This is a genomic window from Methylotenera versatilis 7, assembly GCF_000799165.1.
Lineage (GTDB): Bacteria > Pseudomonadota > Gammaproteobacteria > Burkholderiales > Methylophilaceae > Methylotenera_A > Methylotenera_A versatilis_A.
This window is the reverse complement of sequence record NZ_JUGF01000002.1, coordinates 532026-548659: the sequence shown is the minus strand read 5'-3', so window position 1 is coordinate 548659 and position 16634 is coordinate 532026. Positions and strand designations below refer to the sequence as shown.

Below are 16634 nucleotides of genomic sequence, written 5' to 3'. Positions count from 1 at the left end.
ACAGTTAAAATCATATTATGCACATTCACATTTTAGGTATTTGCGGTACATTCATGGGCGGTATTGCGGTGCTGGCCAAGCAGGCTGGGCATCGCGTAACAGGTTGCGATGCCAATGTATATCCGCCAATGAGTACGCAACTGCAGGCGCAGGGCATTGAGTTAATAGAAGGGTTTGACCCAAATCAGACTAAGCTGAACCCTGATATCTATGTGATTGGCAATGTGGTATCGCGCGGCAATCCATTGATGGAAGAGATTCTGAATCTTGGTTTGCCTTATATTTCTGGCCCGCAATGGCTGGCAGAGAATGTGTTACAAGGTAAATGGGTGTTGGCAGTGGCTGGTACACATGGCAAAACTACTACCAGTTCGATGTTGGCGTGGATATTAGAATGTGCTGGTTTGGCACCAGGCTTTTTAATTGGTGGTGTGCCACAAAATTTTGATGTTTCGGCACGGTTGCCGCAAGCGCCCAAACAAGATAACAACAGTCTCTCGCCATTTTTTGTGATTGAAGCAGATGAATACGACACCGCATTTTTTGATAAGCGCTCAAAATTCGTACATTACCGCCCACGCACTGCTGTGCTAAATAATCTGGAATTTGACCATGCCGATATTTTTGATGATTTGGCAGCGATTGAAAAACAGTTTCATCATTTGGTCAGAACGGTTCCGCAACAAGGTTTAGTAGTCGCCAATGGTAAAGAATCAAGTTTGAATCGTGTGATTGAAAAAGGCTGCTGGACGCCTGTTGAAAAGTTTGGCACGGATGCAGATTGGCAAGCTGAAAATGCAGCAGGCGATGGCAGTTTTGATGTTGTTTATCAAGGCAAGCCGCAAGGTCGTGTGAACTGGGATTTATTAGGTGAACATAATCGCATGAATGCACTGGCAAGCATTGCTGCAGCGCGGCATGTTGGCGTTTCTACAGAAGTGAGTATTGCCGCATTAACCGAATTTAAAAACGTCAAACGTCGCATGGAAATTAAAGGCACAGTGAATAATGTCACCGTTTATGATGACTTTGCGCATCACCCCACTGCGATTGAAACGACGGTGGCGGGTTTACGCGCTAAAGTTGGCGATTTTAAATCAACAGGCGCGCGGATATTAGCAGTGCTTGAGCCCAGAAGTAACACCATGAAATTGGGTGTAATGAAAGAGGCATTGCCAGCCAGCTTAAAAGAAGCTGACTTGGTATTTTGTTATGGTGCAAACTTGGGTTGGGATGCCGCAGCCGCATTAAAACCGATTGCGCACAAAGCGCAGACATTTGATGATTTAACCTTGCTGGTACAAGCAATTGGCGATGCGGCAAAACAAGGCGACCATGTTTTGGTTATGAGCAATGGCGGTTTTGGTGGCGTGCATCAAAAAATTCTGGATGTGCTGAATGTTACTAAGTCTTAAGCAAGTAAATCTTTAGCGGGAAATAAAATTTGAATGCGGTGCTGAAACAATCTGAATTGGCAGTTAAATCGACAAAGATGCGTCGCTTGACGACTTTTAGTGCACTTGGCGTGGCCATTGTTATTTCTCTAATCGTACATGCGGTGATATTAACCATTCATTTTGAGCCGGAAATTAAAAAACTCGTTAATAAATTACCCGCATTAGATGTCGTGTTGGTGAACGCCAAAACCAAGAAAGTGCCAGAAAAAGCAGAGTTGTTAGCACAAGCGAATTTGGATCGTGGTGGCAATACGGATGCTGACCGGCAAATGAAAACAGCATTGCCAGCACCTAATCAAAAAACCACAGAAGTGAAATTAAGGCCAAGTGCGGATGCACATAGCGCTGCAAAAGCGGCAAAGCTAAAAGCGCAGGAAGCGCGTGAGCAAAAACGTGTGGATACTTTAGAAAAACAAGCACAAGAATTATTAACCCAATTAAATGCCACAAAAAAAGTAGAGTCGAATCCCACGCAAGATGCCGCCTCAGCAGACCCTGAGCAAGGCGACCAAAAAGCGGTTGCAAAATCACTGAATCGTGCCGATTTAATCGCAGCGAGTATTGAAATTGACCGTTTAGAAGCGCAAATCGCCAAACAACAAGATGAGTATCAAAAGCGGCCCAAAAGAAGATTTATTGGTGCACGTACTAAAGAAGCCAGCGATGCGATGTATCTGGAAGCGTGGCGGCAAAAAGTGGAGCGCATCGGCAATATGAATTATCCGGAAGCGGCGCGCAATCAAAAAATATATGGGCAATTGCGTATGACCGTATCCATTAAGTCAGATGGAAGTATAGAAAAGATCGAGATTGATAAAAGTTCAGGCTCCAAAGTACTGGATGAAGCTGCTAAGAATATTGTTAACTTGGCTGCGCCTTATGCCAAATTTACAGAGGAAATGAAAAGAAATACCGATATTTTGGGTATTACCAGAACGTGGACTTTTACACAGGAAGACGAATTGGCCACGCAATAATTTGCAGCAAAAAGAGCTTAATTATGAATAATCACTTTAAACACCATGTCTTTTTTTGCCTGAATCAGCGACCAGATGGTGAATCTTGTTGTCAGGATAAAGGTGCAGAAGCGGCGTTTGATTATATGAAATCGCGCGTAAAAAAACTCGGTTTAAATGGCGAAGGGAAAGTGCGTATTAACCGTGCCGGCTGTTTTGACCGCTGTGAGCTTGGGCCGTTATTAGTAGTTTATCCGCAAGCAATCTGGTATACATTTGTGGACAATGAAGATATTGAAGAAATTATTGAAGGCCATTTAATCAACGGCAATGTGGTGAATCGATTAGTAGTTGAATAAAGTTTTAACGACTAATCAACCTTTTAAAGCGCATTCAATATGCGCTTTAATTTTGCCAGTTAATTCTTGTTTGGCTGCGTCGTTCAACATAAATGGCTGACCTTCCCGCACCGCTTCACCCCAATGGGAGTTGGGAAAATGCTTGTCATTTTCAAAACGCGGAATCACATGCCAATGTACATGTGGCGTTTTGTTACCTAAGCTAGCAAGATTGATTTTATCGGCCTGCGTGACTTCCCTTAGTGCCAATTCAACCGCAAAAACTGTTTTCATCATTCTTGCCCGTTGCTGTGGTGCTAAATCAGTCATTTCTTTGATGTGATCAAGCAATTCAACTCGGCAATAAGCAGGGTAATTTGCATCATTTAACAGCACCACGCGGCAAAAATCGTCTTGCCACAGAATATCGTGTGGGCTTGCACTACATAAATCACAAACGCTCATTTATGAAGCTGCCAACATCCGGTCCAAGGTTAACTTAGCTAATTTTGCATCGTGTTCTGGCACTTTAATCTGATTGACGATTTTACCTTCAGCCAGATTCTCCAGTGTCCAAGCCAAATGTTGCGGGTCGATACGCGCCATGGTAGAGCATTCGCAAACCACGTGACTCATAAATTGTACCAACTTACCCTGTGGCTTCATTTGTTCGGCTAAACGATTGACCAAGTTTAACTCGGTGCCGACTAACCATTTGGTGTTTGGTGGCGCTTCACTCACGGTTTTTAAAATATATTCGGTAGAACCCACATAGTCTGAGTTCAGGCATACTTCAAATGGCGCTTCAGGGTGTGAAATCACAATGCCATCAGGATGGTCGGCACGGAATTTGGTAATGTTTTGCAACCTGAACATTTGGTGAACGGCGCAATGGCCTTTCCACAGCAGAATCTTGGCATTCTTGATTTCTTCAACGGTTAAGCCGCCCATGGGCTGATCAGGATCCCAAATCGGCATTTGTTCTAATGGAATACCCATTTTATGGCCAGACCAGCGACCTAGATTCTGGTCAGGGAAAAACAGCACTTTTTCGCGCTGTGCAAAACTCCACTCTAAGATTTTTGGTGCGTTTGTGCTGGTACAAACGATGCCGCCATGTTCACCACAAAATGCTTTTAAATCGGCCGCCGAGTTAATGTAGGTAACGGGTGTAATGGTTTCATCGAAATCGAGCACTTTGCTCAGTTCGCGATAGCTGCGCTCAACCTTGGCTAAATTAGCCATATCCGCCATGCTGCAGCCCGCAGCCAAGTCTGGCAATACAACGATTTGTTCTGGGCGGCTTAATATATCGGCTACTTCCGCCATAAAATGCACACCTAAAAATACAATAAATTCGGCATCTAGATCTTCGCAATAGCGCGATAATTTGAGTGAGTCACCTGTGAAATCGGCGTGGCGGTATACCGCCTCATTCTGATAATGATGACCTAGAATCACCAAGCGTTTGCCGAGTTTGTTGCGTGCGGCAATGATGCGACGCTGGCAGTCGGCATCGTCTACTGCCTGATATTTTTCAAATTTTATGGTTGCTGTTTGCATATGGGTTTGAGCTTGTCACACTTGAAAGGTTTATTTTATAACTTTATTTTTTATAAAGCTAACGGGATGGTTTATAAAACGATTTACAAAGCTAGGTGATGCCGTTCGCCTAATTTCTTGAGCGCATCAATATTTGTCCAGGAAAAAACGCGAGTGGCTGCTTCACGCCAATCTACCCACTCATAGCGAGTATGCTCATCAGGTGCGAGTTTAATCGGCATGATTTTTGGTAGTTCTAGGCCAAACAAATGTTCAATATTTTCCACCACGCCAGGCGCATAGCGATACCGCCAATGCGGATATATTTCATAAGTGTTGCTTGTATGCCAATCTTGTAAATCGTATTGATTGGTATCCAGCCCAGTTTCTTCCAGCACTTCGCGAATCGCCGCCTGCTTCGGTGTTTCATCACCTTCTACACTGCCCGTGACCGATTGCCAAAAGCCCGTCTTATCCGTGCGTTCCATAATTAATACTTGTAAGTCTTGAGTATGAATCAGTACAAGTGCCGAAATAGGGGTTTTGAACACAGTGAATAAATCTTTTTTCGAATTGCTTAGGACTATTATTTGCGGGTAATGGTTGCGTTGGTTAAGTTCTTAGGCAACTGAAACACCACACTTTCAATTACACCCTGCAACTCCGTTACGTCCGCCGCGCTTAAGGCTTGTAGTTTAGCAATCACCTCTTTCACTAAAACCTCAGGTGCCGATGCACCAGCAGATACGCCAATTTTCTTCTTGCCCATCAACCATTCCGCCTTTAAATAACTGGCGTTATCCACCATGTACGCTTCAACACCTTGATTTTGTGCAACCTCTCTTAAGCGGTTGGAGTTTGAGCTGTTGGGTGAACCTACCACAATCACTAAGTCACAATCTTTCGCCATGATTTTGACCGCATCTTGACGGTTTTGCGTGGCATAGCAAATATCATCGCTTTTTGGTGATTGAATCGTCGGAAATCTAGCTTTGAGTGCATCAATGACTAATGCTGCATCATCCATTGAAAGCGTGGTTTGTGTCACAAAAGCTAATTTTTCAGCATTTTTAACGGTTAAGTTCAGCACATCTTCGGGCGTTTCCACCAAATACATGCCATTGCCGGCGGAGGTTTCTGCATGATCGTGATCATGCACATCTGGGTCGCCTTCAACCTGACCCCCCTCAACTTGACCCATAGTACCTTCTACCTCTGGATGGCCTTTGTGCCCAATCATGATGATTTCCAACCCCGCCTGGCGCATTTTGGCGACTTCAATATGCACTTTTGTCACTAACGGACAAGTGGCATCAAACGCCGTTAATCCGCGTGATTCAGCCTCTTTTCTAACCGCTTTTGATACGCCGTGCGCACTAAAAATCACGGTGCTGCCAGTCGGTATTTTGTCTAATTCATTGACAAAAATAGCGCCTTTGGCACGCAGGCCATCTACAACAAATTTGTTGTGTACCACTTCGTTACGCACATAGATCGGCGCACCAAATTTTTCTAAAGCCTGTTCGACAATAATAATTGCGCGATCAACACCCGCACAGAATCCACGCGGATTGGCTAAAACGATACTAGCTGGTGCAGCTTGTTTTGTAAGGGCTTCACTCATAATTCAAATGGTTCACTGCTTGTGATTAGTTAGTCATTATAATTCGGTATAATGGCACAAATTTTCACTTAAACGTCTATCAAACCTAGGCATGCAAACACAGACATGAAAAATACTGCGACATTACTGATTACCTGCCCAGATGCTAAAGGCATCGTGGCGGCTATTGCTGATTTTTTATATCAGCATAATGCCAATATTTTACACGCAGACCAGCACCAAGATGCAGAAAATAATCTATTTTTAATGCGTGTGGAATGGGATGTAGCGAATTTTAATTTGGCTGAAACTGCTTTTGAGCAAGCGTTTCAACCCGTTGCCAGCAAATTTAATATGCAGTGGCAGCTCAAACTTTCGCAGCATAAAACGCGGGTAGCAATTATGGTTTCGCAATATGACCATTGTTTAGCCGATTTGTTGCATCGCCATAAAAGTGGCGAATTAGCCTGTGAAATACCGTTAATCATCAGTAATCACCGCGATACTGAAGCTTTGGTGAAATTTTACGGTATCGATTTTCACTATATTGAAGTGAATAAAGACAATAAACCAGTGGCCGAAGCGGCGCAGTTTAAATTATTTGAAGATTACAACATTGATTTAATCGTGCTGGCGCGTTATATGCAGATTTTGTCACCGGATTTTGTAGCACGTTATCCGCAAAAGATTATTAACATTCATCACTCATTTTTGCCTGCGTTTATCGGGGCTAGGCCTTACCATCGAGCGTTTGAACGCGGTGTTAAGTTGATTGGTGCGACTGGTCATTATGTGACAGAAGTACTGGATGAAGGCCCGATTATCGAGCAGGATATTGATCGTATTTCGCATCGCGACCAAGTGGAAGATCTGATTCAAAAAGGACGCGATCTAGAGCGCATCGTGTTAAGTAAAGCCGTGCGCTGGCACATTGAAAACCGTATTTTATTGTATGCGAATAAAACGGTTATTTTTGATTAAAACTAATTGGTTAAGTATTTTAAATAATATAAAACTTAACACTTAAAAAGTCACAGAAAAAGCGAGGACTGATTCCTCGCTTTTTTGTTATATCAATCGTATTGAGTTAAGGTAATAATTGCTCTAGCGCAAATAAATCCGAGATTTTCTCGCGCTGGCGAATCAGGTGTATTTTATTGTCATCCACCATTACCTCAGCCGCACGACCACGTGTATTGTAGTTACTCGCCATACTCATGCCATAAGCGCCAGCGGATTTGATAGCAAGTAAGTCACCCTCTGCTAAGTTAAATACACGGTCATGGCCTAAAAAATCGCCACTTTCACAAACTGGCCCTACTATCTCATAAGTATCTGTCTCGCCTACACGCGGATTCACCGCGACAATTTCGTGATAAGCATCATATAAAGCCGGACGCATCAAATCGTTCATCGCGGCATCGACGATAGCAAAGTTTTTACTTTCGGTATGTTTTAAATATTCTACTTTTGTCAGTAGCACACCCGCGTTGCCTACTAAAGCGCGGCCCGGCTCAAACAGCACTTTGACATTTTTATGCGCCAATTTAGCCAAAATGGCTTTGGCGTAAGCTTCAAATTCCGGTGGTGTTTCATCAGAATAAGTGATGCCAATACCACCGCCCACATCAATGTGTGTAATCGGTATGTTTTTGGCGGCAAGCGCATCCACTAAGCCTAAAATCAAATCAAGCGCCTCAATAAACGGTGCTAACTCAGTGATTTGCGAGCCGATATGGCAATCAACGCCGTGTACCGCAATATTCGGCATGGCTGCAGCTTGTTCATACACCGCAAGCGCATCTTCAAACGCTACGCCAAATTTATTATTCTTTAAACCAGTAGAAATATAAGGGTGCGTTTTTGCGTCTACATTCGGGTTAACTCGCAACGAAACGGGCGCGATTTTGCCCATTTCACCAGCTACCTGGTTTAATCGCACCAACTCGCTGGCTGACTCCACATTAAAGCAAAAAATACCTGCGTTTAATGCTGCGCGCATTTCATCCGCGCTTTTGCCTACGCCAGAAAAAACAATCTTTTGCGGATCGCCACCGGCAGCTAGAACACGCGCTAACTCACCGCCAGAAACAATATCAAACCCCGCGCCCAATTTCGCGAATAAATTCAAAATGGCAATATTGGGGTTGGCTTTTACGGCAAAACACACCAGGTGATTGGTGCCCGCTAAACCCGCTTTAAAATTGTTAAATGCTTGCGTCAGAGCAGATTTGGAATACACATAACAGGGCGTATCAAACTGCGTGGCAATTTGGCTTAAGGCCACATTTTCGGCATGTAAACTGCCATTTTTAAAATCAAATATTTTCACAATTAATTAGTAATCTTTAACGGTTGGTGGAGGCAGAGGTGCTTTTTTATTGCTTGGCGCAGGTGAATCTTGTGAGGCCGGTTGCTCAACTTTTTGCGGATAACGTTGCTCAGGAATATACAAGGGACCTTTAGTGCCGCAAGCCATTAAAGTGCTACAAATTGCGCAAAGCAATATATATACAGCTAAATTACTATTAGATTTAAGCATTAAAGCTCCTCATTACTTAACGCAAATACATAAAAACGCATTTTAGCATTAATGTGCATAGACAGCAGGTTGCGGTTTATGTGGTCAGTGTGTAACGTCATTCAATTGCCGTTTGTGCTACCAATTTTACCGATTATCGGATACTGCTCGCATAGTGATTTTGACTTTGGCATGATGCAACTAAGCAAAAAAGGGTATTAATGATGAACACTATAAAACGTTTGCAAAAAGGCTTCACGCTAGTTGAGATTATGATTGTGGTGGCGATTATTGGGATTTTAGCTTCGATTGCGATTCCATCCTATCAAGATTATGTGAAGCGTGCGCGCGCTTCAGCAGCAACGGGTGCATTGGCGGATATGCGTATTAAAATGGAACAGTATTATCAAGATAATCGCACGTATGTTGATGGACCATGTACACCTGCTACTGGTACAGACACGACTTATTTTGCCTTCGCCTGTTCGGCTGCAGGCACCGCGACAGCTTATACCCTAACCGCAACAGGCAGTGGGGTTATGGCTGGATATATTTACAATATTAATCAAAATAATGCTAAATCTTCATCATTTAATAGTGCATGTTGGTCACTTAAACCGAGCGGTTCTTGCTAGAGATGTTTAAATCTAAACAGACAGGATTTACGTTAATAGAGTTAATGGTTGTTGTTGCTGTTATTGGTATAACAGCGTCGGTAGCCGCTCCTAGTTATCGTGCCTGGATACAGAACACTAAAGTGCGCACCGCAGCTGAATCGATATTGAATGGAATACAAAAAGCACGTTCCGAGGCACTAATGCGTAATACACCAGTAAAGTTTACGTTGGGAGTTAATTCTGCTTGGACAGTTGAGTGTGTGACGCCTGCCGCTAGAGCATGCAGTGATTTATCTGGGGGCGTGGTGGAAAGTCGGAGCAGTAATGATGGAGGTACTGCATCGGCAGTAATTACACCAACACCAGGAGGTGCTAACAATGTTACCTTTACTGGTTTAGGCGTTAAGTCGACTGCTGCAAATCAACTTACTGAAGTTGAGGTGAGTTTTGCTGGTGCTGATCGTAAGTTAAATATTACGCTGGGCGCAGGTGGCAATGTACGCTTGTGCGATCCTAGCGCAAAAAGTACTGACCCACGTAAATGTTAATGAATCATTTTTTTCATTTGGCATCCTCGCAATTTCAGGCTTGCAAGGTGCCATGATGAAGAATACGGCAGAAGCAACTTACAGGGCTGAAGCCTCATATGTGGTGCAACAACGGTTAGGGATGATGTTGTCTACACCATATGGTTTAGGTGGTAATAATACGATGCCTGTGGCAAATTTACCTAGTGGCATATTAACCACCAAATTACTTTCTGATGGGCGATTTAAGTTTCTAGTTACGTGGCAAGTGCCAGGTGAGTCTCAGCACTCATACGAAGCTGTCACTTCTATCTTTACGGCGAGATAGTAATGACGACAAAAAAAATAACTAATCAACAGGGTTTTAGCTTGATTGAGCTGATGGTGGGTCTGGTAATAGGTTTGATTGCTACGTTAGTCATTATGCAGACTTTTTCTGCATTTGAAGGTACTAAACGTAGTACAACAGGTATTTCTGATGCTCAAACCAATGGTAATATTGGCTTGTATATGATTCAGCGTGAGCTACAGTTTTCAGGTTATGGAATTCCATTGGCTAGTGGCACTTTGCCTGTAATCACATCGCTAACAGCAGCTAATACTTATCAATTCGAAGATTATACGGATAAAACGCCTGAAGAAGTTGAGGCGTTACGAGCAGCAAAATTAGCTGCTTACAATGACAAAATTGCTGCAGACACCTTAACAGTATCCCGTGGTGTGAATTACTCCGCACTTAAGTGTGATAGTGCGTTGTCATCAGACGTTATTAATTTAGATACAGATATCACCTCAACTAGGCCAAATGCCACCAGTATTATGAGAGACATTATTACACCAGTTACCATTACAAATGGTGTTAATAGTGACACTATAGTCATACGTTACGGCACTACCAGCCGTGGCGCAATGTCTACTAACATCGTTACTTTAGCTGGCAGTAATTATGTTGGTGTAGATAACAATATGGGTTGCTTGGTGGGTGATGTGGTGCTGGTGACCAGAAATGGACCAGGCACTAGTTGCTTTGCTACGAGAGTCACGGCACTGACAGCTACAAATGGAATCAGTGTCTTATCCAATACAAGCATGGCGCAAGATGATAAGTTTGCCTGTTTGGGGCAGATTAAAGCGGTAACTTTTGATGTCAACTCGAATCAACTGAGAAAAAGTAATCCTGCCACTAATGTGCAAGAACCTGTGTTAAATGAGATTGTAAGTCTGCAAGCACAGTATGGCGTAGCCACAACACCTAATAGTGAAATCATCACAAGCTGGCAAGATGCTACAGGCAGTTTTGCCCCAACGGCAATGACCCTAAATGATCGCAATCGTATTAAAGCCGTGCGTATTGCTGTTGTTGCTAGAAATAACCTGCTAGAAAAGGAAACGGTCACTCAGCTTTGTTCAGGTAGTGCTGCTGGACCTGCTAGATTGTGCGTGTTTGGATCTGATTTAAATTTATCGGGAGCATTAGGTGCTGACTGGACAAGTTATCGTTATCGCGTTTATGAGGTGATTGTGCCATTAAGAAATATGTTGGCTGCAAGCCCGCAACTATAAAAAGTCATAAATATGAATTCAAGAAATGATGAAAGGTCGTTATTTATGATAAATAAAACTATTTTTAGTCAAGTAGCGATAGTTAAAAATCGCCCGCTTTTAAGGCGGCAAAAAGGTTTAGTTCTATTTATTGCGCTAATTGCCTTAGTTGCAATGTCGCTGGCTGCCGCTGCTTTGATTCGGTCTGTAGATAGCGGTGTGTTGGTGGCGGGTAATTTGGCATTTAAACAGTCAGCAATTATGTCAGCAGAAACTGGTATTGCAAGAGCTTATAGATTTATTAATGACAATGATGAAGCGGCGCTATTTGTACCAACCACTGGTTATTATGCGAATTTTGATGGCGTGCTTTTAGAAAGCAGTGCTTCACTTAACGCTGCTGCCACATGGAACAACTCTATAAAAGTGGACAATGATATTGCGGATAAAAGTGGTAATGAAACACGCTTAATTTTACAGCGCATGTGCCGAAATCCAGGGGCTAAAGATAAAGAAAACTGTTTAGTAGGCACGGGTAATTCGACCGCTAACTCCATGGCCGGTAAAAGCGAAGGCGGTACTAATTCGTATTGCCAGACCTGTAAAAATCCTGAAGACGCGGTGGTATATCGTGCCACTGTTCGGGTGACTGGCCCTAAAAATACAGTTAGCTACTTACAAGCATTTATTTATTAATTTTAATGATATTGACTAAACTGAATCAGGAGTCATACATGACATCCCCTAATAAAACCCATACTTTTCACAAATATCTACAAGTCTTTTGCGTGATGGTGTTTGCCTTGAATGTTAATTATAGCCATGCTGCGCTTACCGATTTAGGCACTGCTCCGCTGGTAAGTGCGACAACAGGCGATGTGTTACCCAACCTGATGTATATATTAGATGACTCGGGCAGTATGGGTTGGGACTATATGCCAGATTATGTGAATGACAGTAATAAATGTAAGGGGCAAACTGCAACATTTAAAAATGCACGCGACTTCACTTCGAGTTGTGCCTTCGGTGACCCTCCTTATAATGCAAATGCCTTCAATACTATTTATTACGATCCTAATACTACTTATAACCCAGCTAAAAATTCGGATGGTAGTGACCGAAATGCAATGACATCTGGCAATACTGCCGGTTGGACATCTGTACCTAATGATGCCTTGACCAACACAGGCGGTAGCGCGCGATTAGTACCAAATGCAGGACTAACTGATGGTTACCGAGATCGTGTGTGGTGCAACAAGACATCAGGCGTTACACAGGCCGATCTAAACAATCCGTTAGTTTGTAAAAAGAACAGCCAATATATTTACCCCAATTACACTGGTACACAAAGTCAATCATACAATCAGCCCTACAATGCATATGGATATCCTTACTATTACAAGGTGGCGGTAGGTGAATATTGTACGAATAAAAATCTGACGAGTTGTACCGAGTCAGCAACGCCAACTGGAGCCTATATATTTCCTGCCAAAGTGCGCTGGTGTACTTCTGCCGCTAATGTACAATCTGGTACTGGGTGTCAGGGAAAATACTCGGAAACATCAAGTCACACACTTGCGCGCTGGTCGGCTGTTAAGTCCAGTAGTGTGGGTAGTATTCAGTTACTGCCAGAAACAACGGGTTGTGGTGCTGCCAATCAGCCTTCATGCGTTTCACCTTCGCCATTAACGATTAGCAATATTACGATTGATGGTGTGAGGATAATTCCATTATCTCCCAGCCCAGCACTTACTATTGCGAATACGACTTCTGCAGCTCAAAGAGCTACTCTGGCACAGGCTATTGCAACAGCCATATCAGCTGAAGAAGGCACCACAGGTTTTAGGGCAAATGCAAATGGTGATTTAGTAGAGTTAGTATCTACCGGCACTACTACTGGCACGATAGTCGTGACCACTGCATCACCACAGCCAACAGCCGTCCAGCCAGGTACTAAGTCAGTAGGCACATTAACCATTACTGCTGCCAGAACCACTAGTAGCGTCACAGGTATTACAGTGGGCTCCACCCAAATTTTAGGCACGACTATTAACGTGGCTGGTGGTACAGATAACTCAGCTAATCGAAATGCACTTGCAAATGCACTGGTAGCACAAATTAATAGTTATGTATCCGCTCCTGACTTTACTGCTTCTTCTAATGGAGCAAATAATCCTGTTATTACCATTACAGCAGTGAATAATAGCGCAGCTACTAATGGGACATTGTCGATTACCGAAAGTGATACAAATAATCGATTGAATTTTACAAAAACAAATATGGCAGGTGGTTCTAACGATACTATCAAGACTTACACAATTCCTAATACACTCACCCAGTTTGCTAATACAGCAGTTGTTACCACATTTCAACGCGTGGATATTGAGCCTGGGTTAACTTTTGAAAAAGCGCCCAGCCGCACAGACTGTCCAGGTACAGTGTGTACTTATGATGAAGAGATGACGAATTTTGCTAATTGGTATAGTTACTATCGTACCCGTATGCAAATGATGAAAACATCTACCAGTCTTGCGTTTCAGTCAATTGATACGCGTTTTCGAGTAGGTTTTATTACGATTAATAGTACAAGTGCTAAGTATTTGCCAGTGGCTAAATTCGACACGGCACAGAAAGCTAATTGGTACGATTTATTATTAAAAACAAATGCAAGTGGAGGCACGCCATTAAGGCGAGCTCTATCAACCGTGGGTAGGATTTATGCAGGTAAAGGTGCTGTAGGGAACTCTGCGGATCCTGTGCAATTTTCCTGCCAACAGAACTTCTCTATTTTGACCACGGATGGATATTGGAATGGTGATGGCGGGTTACAGTTAAATGGATCTACAGCCATCGGTAATATGGATGGAAGTGGTACGGTAAGACCTATGTTTGAGGGACCTACAGCAAGCAGTAATAGTTTGGCAGATGCGACTAAATATTACTATGACACGGATTTACGCACATCTGCATTAAACAATTGTACAGGTAGTACAAGACCAAATGGTACGACAGGTGATGTGTGTGAAAACAATGTGTTTGTTACCACAACAGATAATAATATAAAGCAACATATGACAACCTTTACTTTAGGTTTGGGTGTTGATGCCTCACTTACTTATACAACGGATTATAAAACAGCCACACAAGGTGATTTTTATGAGCTGAAACAAGGCACACTAAACTGGCCTGTTCCATCAGCAGACTCACAAACTGCAGTTGATGATTTATGGCATGCGGCAGTGAATGGACAAGGTACTTACTTTAGTGCAAAAAATCCTAATCAATTAGCTACATCACTCAGTGATGCATTGAGTTCGATTCAAGCTAAAGTGGGTGCGGGTGCTGCTGCGGCGACTAGTACACTTAATCCTGTTTCTGGTGATAATTTTACCTATGTTGCAAGTTATACCAGCGTGAAGTGGATTGGTAATTTAGAGGCTAGAACCATTAATACTGATACTGGTAAAGTGAGTGAGGATGCAACGTGGTGCGTCGAAAATGTGGTGGCCGATACTTGTGCCGCACCTAGCAGTGTTGTTGCAACATCAATTGGTAATAGCACTGTTTATCAGTGTGTGACACCAAGTGCAACGACAGCAACCTGTGGTGCGCCAGGCGTATTGGATGGCACTAATTGTAAAGTAGAGATTTCTACTTCTTGCGCAGGTACGATGCAGAATTTCGTGAGTAATACAACTGACACAAGAAACATTTATATGAATGTTTCTGGTACTTTAGGAAGTTTTAATACAGCTAATTTGACCACAGCGGGCAAAGCCGGCAATTTTAATAATGCATTCCTGGCAAACAATTTGAGTCAATGGAGTACGCTAACAGCAGACCAGCGCCCCTTAGTTAATACTACAACTCTGATTAATTTTTTGCGTGGCAATAATGGTTATGAGGATCGTGCTAGTAACGTAGAAGGCAGCGTTGATACTCGACTTTATAGATTCCGTGAATCTGTTTTAGGTGACTTGGTGCATTCAACACCAGTTTATGTAGGTAGCCCTAAAGCTAATTTTGCAGATCCAGGTTATGGTCCCGCTAGTACAGTTGGCTCATTTAAAACAACACAAGCAACACGTGCCGGTACTGTATATATAGGCGCCAATGACGGTATGCTGCATGCCATTGATGCGGTTACAGGTGAAGAGCGCTGGGCTTATGTGCCAACGATGGTGCTGAATAATATGTGGAAACTTGCCGATAAAAACTACGGCAATGGCGTAAGTCACACTTATTATCTTGATGGTGATATTGTTGTTAATGATATTTGTATTTCCAGTTGCATTTCTCCTACCAGTGCAGTTTGGAGGACGATACTGGTAGCCGGTTTGAATGGTGGCGGTGAAGGGTATTTCGCGCTAGATATTACTAGTCCAAATTCACCACTGTTATTATGGGAATTTGATAATACTGATGATAGCGATATTGGTTTTACGTATGGCAATCCCATTATTACCAAAAAATCAGATGGTACTTGGGTCGTTCTAATTACCTCTGGCTATAACAATATAAGTGGTAACAATCCTGGTAAAGGCTTCCTGTACGTAATAAATGCAGCTACAGGTGCAACAATAACTAAATATGCTACAGGAGCTGGTACTAGTACTACACCAAGTGGTTTAGCCCAAATTAATGCCTATGTGATGGATGCAGAAAGCAATAATGAGGCTAAATTTGTTTATAGTGGTGATTTGCTAGGAAATCTCTGGCGTTTTGATATTAATGTGGCACAGTCAGGCACAAATCCATTTAAGGTTGCTGTGCTTAAAGATCCCGGTGGTAATACGCAACCAATAACGGTGCGTCCAGAATTAGCTGAAATTAGCGGTAAGCGTATATTGTATGTGGGTACTGGTAAATATTTAGGTACTAGCGACTTAACTGACACTCAACAGCAATCCATATATGCCATTAGTGATGACTCCACTTCACTCGTCACCTTGGATAATCCACGTACTAGTTCAACAATGGTCAATCAAGTGCTGGTTAACGATACGGCTACAGCGACTAGACATGTTCAAGCACCTGCTAAACAAGTGAGTTTTGCAACGGGTAGGGGTTGGTATATTGATTTTCCCGATAGTGGTGAACGTCAAAGTGTGCCTGCGCAGCTTGTGTTTGGCACGCTGTTGTTGCCTACAACAGTGCCATCTAACACCGTTTGCTCACCTGGCGGTTATGGTTGGCTTAATTTCTTAGATTACAGAACAGGTGCATCAGTAGCGGGTAATGTGGTTGCAAGCAAAACAAATGCACCAATTGTGGGTATGAACATATTGTATGTGAAAGGTAAACCAGTGGTTAATCTTGTCACTGCTGATAATCCTACCCCACAATTTCCTCCTCAACAGCCAGAGTTTCCAATTGATGGTGCTTCTGGATTCACGAATCATCGCGTGATTTGGCGTGAATTGATTGATGAACAATAAGTTTTTGTGCGAAAGATAGTAATCAAAAAGCCGCTTTAAGCGGCTTTTTTGTAAATGCAATACATTATAGAAATAGATTTGATAATATGAATT

At 42.8% G+C, this 16634-nt stretch carries 16 protein-coding genes; 10 read left to right on the top strand and 6 right to left on the bottom strand.

Features of this window, described 5'->3' with window-relative positions:
* Positions 1 to 17: 17 nt before the first annotated feature.
* The 3 genes from mpl (at position 18) to K370_RS06640 (ending at position 2772) form a co-directional block, all read left to right on the top strand.
* Positions 18 to 1415 (top strand): UDP-N-acetylmuramate:L-alanyl-gamma-D-glutamyl-meso-diaminopimelate ligase, encoded by a 1398-nt coding sequence (gene mpl, locus K370_RS06650; protein WP_047540054.1) that lies wholly within the window; start codon positions 18 to 20, stop codon positions 1413 to 1415.
* Between the two features lie 77 nt (positions 1416 to 1492).
* Positions 1493 to 2434: an energy transducer TonB gene (locus tag K370_RS06645; protein ID WP_235272745.1), complete on the top strand. Its 942-nt coding sequence runs from the start codon at positions 1493 to 1495 to the stop codon at positions 2432 to 2434.
* A gap of 23 nt (positions 2435 to 2457) precedes the next feature.
* Positions 2458 to 2772: a (2Fe-2S) ferredoxin domain-containing protein gene (locus K370_RS06640; RefSeq protein ID WP_047540051.1), complete on the top strand. Its 315-nt coding sequence runs from the start codon at positions 2458 to 2460 to the stop codon at positions 2770 to 2772.
* Positions 2773 to 2787: 15 nt separating this feature from the next.
* On the opposite strand, the gene K370_RS06635 is transcribed toward K370_RS06640, so the two are convergent.
* The 4 genes from K370_RS06635 to ispH all read right to left on the bottom strand — a co-directional run bounded on the left by K370_RS06635 (position 2788) and on the right by ispH (position 5917).
* Complete coding sequence (locus K370_RS06635; protein ID WP_047540050.1) at positions 2788 to 3216, bottom strand: HIT family protein; 429 nt, start codon at positions 3214 to 3216, stop codon at positions 2788 to 2790.
* A complete protein-coding gene (nadA, locus tag K370_RS06630; protein ID WP_047540049.1) occupies positions 3217 to 4314 on the bottom strand; it encodes a quinolinate synthase NadA in 1098 nt (365 codons plus the stop codon).
* A gap of 83 nt (positions 4315 to 4397) precedes the next feature.
* Positions 4398 to 4844 carry a dihydroneopterin triphosphate diphosphatase gene (gene nudB, locus K370_RS06625; RefSeq protein WP_047540047.1) on the bottom strand — a complete coding sequence of 149 codons (447 nt, stop codon included), beginning with the start codon at positions 4842 to 4844 and terminating at the stop codon, positions 4398 to 4400.
* Between the two features lie 35 nt (positions 4845 to 4879).
* On the bottom strand, positions 4880 to 5917 hold the full coding sequence (gene ispH / locus K370_RS06620) for a 4-hydroxy-3-methylbut-2-enyl diphosphate reductase (protein ID WP_047540045.1): 1038 nt from the start codon (positions 5915 to 5917) through the stop codon (positions 4880 to 4882).
* Positions 5918 to 6022: 105 nt separating this feature from the next.
* Here ispH and purU point away from each other — a divergent pair, with 105 nt between their 5' ends.
* Positions 6023 to 6877: a formyltetrahydrofolate deformylase gene (gene purU, locus K370_RS06615; protein WP_047540043.1), complete on the top strand. Its 855-nt coding sequence runs from the start codon at positions 6023 to 6025 to the stop codon at positions 6875 to 6877.
* Between the two features lie 106 nt (positions 6878 to 6983).
* Here purU and lysA read toward each other — a convergent pair whose 3' ends face one another.
* Together lysA and lptM are read right to left on the bottom strand one after the other, a co-directional pair.
* Complete coding sequence (lysA, locus tag K370_RS06610) at positions 6984 to 8228, bottom strand: diaminopimelate decarboxylase (protein ID WP_047540041.1); 1245 nt, start codon at positions 8226 to 8228, stop codon at positions 6984 to 6986.
* 6 nt (positions 8229 to 8234) lie between these two features.
* Positions 8235 to 8438 carry an LPS translocon maturation chaperone LptM gene (gene lptM, locus K370_RS06605; RefSeq protein ID WP_047540039.1) on the bottom strand — a complete coding sequence of 68 codons (204 nt, stop codon included), beginning with the start codon at positions 8436 to 8438 and terminating at the stop codon, positions 8235 to 8237.
* Positions 8439 to 8638: 200 nt separating this feature from the next.
* Here lptM and K370_RS06600 point away from each other — a divergent pair, with 200 nt between their 5' ends.
* From K370_RS06600 to K370_RS06575, 6 genes are read left to right on the top strand one after another with little or no spacing between them, the layout of a single operon-like run.
* Positions 8639 to 9052, top strand: a complete 414-nt coding sequence (locus K370_RS06600) for a type IV pilin protein (protein ID WP_327036975.1) — start codon at positions 8639 to 8641, stop codon at positions 9050 to 9052.
* A gap of 2 nt (positions 9053 to 9054) precedes the next feature.
* Positions 9055 to 9582 carry a GspH/FimT family pseudopilin gene (locus K370_RS06595; protein WP_047540036.1) on the top strand — a complete coding sequence of 176 codons (528 nt, stop codon included), beginning with the start codon at positions 9055 to 9057 and terminating at the stop codon, positions 9580 to 9582.
* A 52-nt stretch (positions 9583 to 9634) separates the two neighbouring features.
* Positions 9635 to 9889 carry a hypothetical protein gene (locus K370_RS06590; protein WP_152603142.1) on the top strand — a complete coding sequence of 85 codons (255 nt, stop codon included), beginning with the start codon at positions 9635 to 9637 and terminating at the stop codon, positions 9887 to 9889.
* A gap of 2 nt (positions 9890 to 9891) precedes the next feature.
* Positions 9892 to 11124 (top strand): PilW family protein, encoded by a 1233-nt coding sequence (locus K370_RS06585; protein WP_047540034.1) that lies wholly within the window; start codon positions 9892 to 9894, stop codon positions 11122 to 11124.
* Between the two features lie 45 nt (positions 11125 to 11169).
* Positions 11170 to 11799 carry a pilus assembly PilX family protein gene (locus K370_RS06580; RefSeq protein ID WP_047540032.1) on the top strand — a complete coding sequence of 210 codons (630 nt, stop codon included), beginning with the start codon at positions 11170 to 11172 and terminating at the stop codon, positions 11797 to 11799.
* Positions 11800 to 11837: 38 nt separating this feature from the next.
* Entirely contained in the window at positions 11838 to 16541 is a 4704-nt protein-coding gene (locus K370_RS06575; RefSeq protein ID WP_160255836.1) for a pilus assembly protein, read from the top strand.
* Positions 16542 to 16634: the final 93 nt, after the last annotated feature.